The 4,282-nt window shown below is 32.3% G+C and carries 9 protein-coding genes and 1 pseudogene; all 10 read right to left on the bottom strand.

What is annotated here, in order from left to right:
* Positions 1-47: 47 nt before the first annotated feature.
* On the bottom strand, positions 48-200 hold the full coding sequence (locus BLL41_RS22885) for a hypothetical protein (RefSeq protein ID WP_177230651.1): 153 nt from the start codon (positions 198-200) through the stop codon (positions 48-50).
* Positions 201-357: 157 nt separating this feature from the next.
* Complete coding sequence (locus BLL41_RS22880; RefSeq protein WP_177230650.1) at positions 358-525, bottom strand: hypothetical protein; 168 nt, start codon at positions 523-525, stop codon at positions 358-360.
* 92 nt (positions 526-617) lie between these two features.
* Positions 618-845, bottom strand: a complete 228-nt coding sequence (locus BLL41_RS22050) for a helix-turn-helix domain-containing protein (RefSeq protein ID WP_071579431.1) — start codon at positions 843-845, stop codon at positions 618-620.
* Between the two features lie 93 nt (positions 846-938).
* On the bottom strand, positions 939-1,457 hold the full coding sequence (locus BLL41_RS22045; protein ID WP_071579430.1) for a hypothetical protein: 519 nt from the start codon (positions 1,455-1,457) through the stop codon (positions 939-941).
* Positions 1,458-1,518: 61 nt separating this feature from the next.
* Positions 1,519-2,403 (bottom strand): NADH dehydrogenase, encoded by an 885-nt coding sequence (locus tag BLL41_RS22040; RefSeq protein WP_071579429.1) that lies wholly within the window; start codon positions 2,401-2,403, stop codon positions 1,519-1,521.
* Between the two features lie 128 nt (positions 2,404-2,531).
* Positions 2,532-2,729 carry a hypothetical protein gene (locus BLL41_RS22035; protein WP_071579428.1) on the bottom strand — a complete coding sequence of 66 codons (198 nt, stop codon included), beginning with the start codon at positions 2,727-2,729 and terminating at the stop codon, positions 2,532-2,534.
* Between the two features lie 12 nt (positions 2,730-2,741).
* Positions 2,742-2,978 (bottom strand): hypothetical protein, encoded by a 237-nt coding sequence (locus BLL41_RS22030; protein WP_071579427.1) that lies wholly within the window; start codon positions 2,976-2,978, stop codon positions 2,742-2,744.
* Positions 2,978-3,193 (bottom strand): hypothetical protein, encoded by a 216-nt coding sequence (locus BLL41_RS22025; protein WP_071579426.1) that lies wholly within the window; start codon positions 3,191-3,193, stop codon positions 2,978-2,980. Before BLL41_RS22025 ends, BLL41_RS22030 begins: the two co-directional genes overlap by 1 nt.
* A gap of 40 nt (positions 3,194-3,233) precedes the next feature.
* Positions 3,234-3,494: a hypothetical protein gene (locus BLL41_RS22020; RefSeq protein WP_071579425.1), complete on the bottom strand. Its 261-nt coding sequence runs from the start codon at positions 3,492-3,494 to the stop codon at positions 3,234-3,236.
* A 351-nt stretch (positions 3,495-3,845) separates the two neighbouring features.
* A pseudogene (locus tag BLL41_RS22015) lies at positions 3,846-4,282 on the bottom strand (hypothetical protein); the annotation flags it as partial.

Raw genomic sequence — 4,282 nt, 5'->3', positions numbered from 1 at the left:
CCCATATATGCCCCTCCAATTAAAATAAAAGAATGATTTTATACAAATTACTTTTCAGTTCCGTCTTCAATTAAGGATATCGCCTCATCAATTCCAAGTTTTAAATGAGTTATAAAATCAATTAATTCTTGTTGCGTTGCCTCTTCTACTGCTAGTCCATCTTTTTGCAAAGATTGAAGCTTTACAAGTACCTTTTCCATTTAATTATCTCCTTTTATGTTGTTTTTTTGTTTTGAATTCTACTCCGATAATATTTATAAAAATGAAAATTTTTTATTATTCTCATGAAAGTACGATTTTATTTAATTTCCTTTAGCATATCCCCGTGCATTAAATTACCCCAGTAATAGGTTGCTGTTATTTCGATAGATCGATTTCTTGGACATTCCAGATTCGGATGCTATCGATTATCTCAATATTTTTATTTTCTTCGTAAAAATCTCTCATCTCTTCCTCTGTATCGAACCAGTCAAAATCTGTTATTCCATTCTTTTTATATGTTAACAGGTATTCTTTATCTGACATTTTAAATTCCTCACTTCTTGTAAAATACAGTTTTATTCAGACCTAGAAAAATTGTAATTACTTCCTATCCTTGTAACTTTAGTATACCATTTTCATCCTGAGCGATCGATATGATTATGACCTTTTTCGAATATCAGCAATTCCTGCAGCTCGATGTTTAGGTACGTACAGACTTTATCTAACAGCTCTCTCGGATACCGCTCCATTTCGTCATTATATAGCTTTCTAACAGTTGGATACTCATGATTAATATCTCTGGATAGTTTCCTGATACTGATCTTTCTTTCGTCTTTTATGAGCTTTAAATTCGATTTAATCAGTGTTCTCACCTTTGGTTACTTTTGTTTTAAGATTTTGAAGAATTAAATATAAAAAGGAACTAAGTCTTAGCCCGTATGCTTATATGCAATTATTCACCAATTCCATTCTCCATTAGGTTTTCCTGTTGACTTATAAATAAGCTCGATATCAATATATGTTTTATGATTACCCTTAGGAAATTTTACCAGAACAATCTCGCCCTTTTCCGGAACAAAATCCACATCGTTCCTCCAAAATTTAAATGTTTTATCTCCCTCCTTAGTTATTGGTGTTGTGTGATAACCATAACTTTCGGCTTGATTACTGGAGATCACGTTACCTCCATAAACATATTCGTCTTGTCCATTACGTGATTTAATTTCTCTAGTTGTTAAATCATATGCGTAAATGTCATATTCCTCATTCTCTTCTTGACTTAAATAATTGTCATTAAGTGTTTCACTTTCTTGACTTGAATCATTGTCATAATAACTTTTCCCTTCATTTTCATCTTCATGATTTTCCTCTAATTGAGTATCCACATAAACTTTTGTATTGTTGTCAAATTTGCTACACTGTACTATAAGAAATACCCCGATAATACCTAAACATATAATTATTAACTTTTTCATGACTTCTCCTTAAGTCCTTCGCCATTTCTTATGCTATTGTACATATTTTAAAGCAACTTACTTAAATTAATTTTTTATCAATACAATACATATCGAATCCTTGTTTTATAATCCTTACCTGTCCATCAGCTGCAGACCAACTTTCACTTATCTTTTCAATAAAAGAAAAAAGTTTGTGTTCTAATTTTCCGGGTATCATCTTCATAATATTATGAAGAATTTTTCTATATCGAAAACTTTTTTCAAACTCAATCCTCAATTCATTTAATTGGTTATTCCATGTATCCAACTTTTGATCGTTGAGACTGTAGGAAGATCGTTTAAATGAGTAAGGCGGATATATAGAATAAAATGCTACTGTGACCCCTTTGTAAAGGATTTCTGAATAATATTGATTATTTTTAACTCCCCAACTAAGGTCATTCTCCTCAAAATAGATATTAATCTGCGATTCTAACTCTTTAAATCTTAAGAATGATTTATATAAGAAAGGATTCTTTCTTGCTCTAGTTACAAGAGCATAAATTGTTGGAGATCCTGTTATCTTGGCCCAAATTGTACGGTGGGTTCCATCACCGTAAACAGCATAAAAGTCATCATCTTCATAATGAATCAATTCCACTGGTGAGTGTTGATAATAGGTGTGAAATTCTTCTAGACTTTGTTTTTCCAAGTATCCAAAAGCTTTTTCACACCGGCCGATGTCGATATTATCTGTACCGTTATAACATGCGTGATCAAACCAAGATACACCACTGGTTCCCCTGAACCCTAAACTCTTAATTTTATTTAGTGAAACATCCCTATATAGTTTTTCGCTCTCTTCGATTACATCATAATACAATTCATATGGATACTCACTTATATTTGCAGTTTCCTTCATTTCCTTAATATGAGATTCCAATACACCTTTTTCAAGCAGCAATTTTTCAAGTTTATTTTTCAAATCTCTTCCCCCCAAGCAAGTGAATGTCAAAATATCATTGACAATTCAAGCCTATAGGTAAATTTTACATTTTTTATTTACGATGATAAAGAGTCGTTTCGAAAATCTAATTAAAACTGCTGTTTTATTCAAATTTTATACCGTTTAAATACGCTGTCGATACCATGCAAGACTGAACAATCTAAGTCTTCAATGTTCTCGGCATGACCAATTCTTGAAATTACTCCAATCTCAATGTTATTAAACTCCACACCGTTTTCATCACATTTTTCAATTAATATGTTCACTTTCCTCTTTAAGCGAGCAAGTTCTTTATCGTCTGTCAATCCGTTCCCTCCTTAATCATCCGTACCGTCATACATTTGCTCTTTTGTGTGTGTTTCAAGATGTTCTAAAAAGTCTCGCCTATTATCTGTTCCGTTCTCTATGCATTCGTATAAATAATCTTTCATGAAATCGCTGTTTATTTCATTTGCTTCCAACCAATCACGAATTTCATCCCTGCTTTCTATTGCCTGTTTGTAATTATATGAACTACTTATTATCGCTTTCTTTATATTGTCAGGAACATGCATCACTCTGCATCCTCCTCTAACCCTATTACGAGCCTTTCAACTGCTCCTATCTCATATAAGAACTTTTCAACGTCACGAATCAGGCTATCTATGGTATCTGCCGCATATCCATCTTCCTCTTGTGCTATATCTTGTAAATCACCCATAGTAAGTATTACTTCTTGCAATGCCTCTGCTTGCTTTTTGTTTAATCTATGACCTTTGAAGTCTTTCATACCCTTCCCTCCATATGTATAAAATTGTTGTTTTATTCAGTTACAAAATCAATTCTTCTTCTGATCTGACTTCGTTGAAATAGAAACTAGCACCTTCCTCACTCTTTGGATCTCTAACATCTATTTCTATTTGCGTATCTGTTTCTAAAAGCTTCTTAGCAGGTTCTTTTAAGGCGTCCTCCCATTTTTTTATACGTTCATAGAAGTCTTTTAAGGCAATTTTTCTATTGGTATGAGGAACGACAATAAAATCACCGTTATAGGCAACATCAATTCTTATGATATAAAGTTTACTAGCCACAATGCCCCCTCCATTCTGTTTAAAATATGCATTTTATAACGTTTATATTTTTTGTATTTGTTAATTGTATTATAACCTGATTACCCTTAATAATCAACCATTCATTATGCATATTTCTTGTTTTTGTATATTATCTCTATAATAAATCGCTCATGAGGGGGTTTGGGGGTGGTGTGAGCAAAAATTGTTCAGGTGAGGAACGAACCGTTTTGAACAATTAGCAGCACCCCCATTCTCTTATTTTATTATTTAATTTATTTACTTCTTTTCTTCTACGAGAGACCCCTATAAAACCCTTATGTACCAAGGGTTTCAAAAACGATTTATTGCTTTTTTTTTCATACGCTATTCTTATCTCTCGTTCTTTAACCAATCTATTAACAGCTTTCTCATTCGTGTTGATGGGACATATATATTAATATCCTGTCCATTTCTTATAGCTGATCTCCAAATCCATTGAATCATCTCAGATAGAGCAAAATTGTCCTCGTTAATGATTATTCCCTTGGATCTAAAATAATCATCAATTGCAGGATTAACGAATCTGTTTATTGAATAAACCAATGATTTTTTATGACTGTATTCATTGGTTGCTTTGATGTTACAGGCTAAAAAGCCTTTCGTATAACCTTTTCCACTTAGTTTAGTTTTATGTGATTTAAAAGTTGTCCAAAGATTATCCTTAGACTTTGATTTAAGTATATTCTGGTAGTAATTCAGAATATTATTCTTAAGCCGTTTATGTAACACTGAACGTTTTTCAAACCAGTTTTTTGATAATGCATAAT

Origin of the sequence: Bacillus sp. FMQ74 (assembly GCF_001875785.1) — a bacterium.
In the GTDB taxonomy this organism is placed as follows: Bacteria; Bacillota; Bacilli; order Bacillales; family Bacillaceae; genus Bacillus; species Bacillus stercoris.
The sequence above is the reverse complement of the archived record's forward strand: the minus strand, read 5'-3'. Positions and strand labels throughout refer to the sequence as shown.

Excerpts from the sequence above, each read along its gene's own strand:
- BLL41_RS22045 (WP_071579430.1), bottom strand. The coding sequence starts at position 1,457 with ATGAAAAAGTTAATAATTATATGTTTAGGTATTATCGGGGTATTTCTT.
- BLL41_RS22885 (WP_177230651.1), bottom strand. The coding sequence starts at position 200 with ATGGAAAAGGTACTTGTAAAGCTTCAATCTTTGCAAAAAGATGGACTA.
- BLL41_RS22025 (WP_071579426.1), bottom strand. The coding sequence starts at position 3,193 with ATGAAAGACTTCAAAGGTCATAGATTAAACAAAAAGCAAGCAGAGGCA.
- BLL41_RS22880 (WP_177230650.1), bottom strand. The coding sequence starts at position 525 with ATGTCAGATAAAGAATACCTGTTAACATATAAAAAGAATGGAATAACA.
- BLL41_RS22030 (WP_071579427.1), bottom strand. The coding sequence starts at position 2,978 with ATGCATGTTCCTGACAATATAAAGAAAGCGATAATAAGTAGTTCATAT.